General features: G+C 75.1%; 1 pseudogene. It reads right to left on the bottom strand.

The features are described from left to right. Window positions 1-758: pseudogene (locus tag BMG07_RS40880) on the bottom strand (caspase family protein); the annotation flags it as partial.

Below are 758 nucleotides of genomic sequence, written 5' to 3'. Positions count from 1 at the left end.
CCGCCGCGCACGCGCACCTCCGACACCTCGGCCTGCGCCGACGCCGACGCCGCGCCGAACATGCGCGGCGCGCTGTAGGGCGCGGCGGGCACGGCCATGACGAGCAGGCGCGCGTCGTCGCCGGGCGCGTCGAGCCAGGGCAGGTCGAAGCGGCGGGCCGCGGGCTGCTCTTGCGTGCCGCGCTTGAAGCGGTTGGTCTCGCCCGATGCGTCGGGGTACACGGGCTGCAGGTTGCCGCGCGCATCGATGCCGGCCACCACGAGGTCGAGCGATCGGCCGCTGGTGTTGCGCACGTTCAGGCGCAGGCGCTCGCCGGCCTGCAGCACCGGTAGCGCGCTCGCGGCCTGCGCCACGGGCACACCGCGCACCAGCCGGTCGGCATTCCATATTTCGAGCACGGCGTCGAAACCGTCGAGCCTGCCGTCCTGCCCGTAGGCCTGCAATTGCGCGAGCCACTTGAGCTGCGCGAGCGCCTGCAGCCGGCGGCGCAACGCGGCGATGTCGGGCAGCACCACGGTGGAAAGCCGCGCGCCGAACAGCGGCGTGAGCAGCTCGAGCCGCTGGCCCGAGGCGCCCAGGTCGGTCCAGCGCACGTCGGCGGCGAAGGCGTCGTCGGCCGCGCGGATCGCGGCCGGGTAGTCGAGGCTCAGGCCGGCGGGCAAGGGCTTGTCGGCGCGCACGCGCAAGGCAATGGCGGCGGGCTCGCCCATCGGCGTGACGCTCCAGAAGGCCGCGCCCGACACATCGCGCAGCGCGGC

The sequence above is a fragment of the Variovorax sp. E3 genome (genome assembly GCF_016082275.1).
In the GTDB taxonomy this organism is placed as follows: Bacteria; Pseudomonadota; Gammaproteobacteria; order Burkholderiales; family Burkholderiaceae_C; genus Variovorax.
The sequence above is the reverse complement of the archived record's forward strand: the minus strand, read 5'-3'. Positions and strand labels throughout refer to the sequence as shown.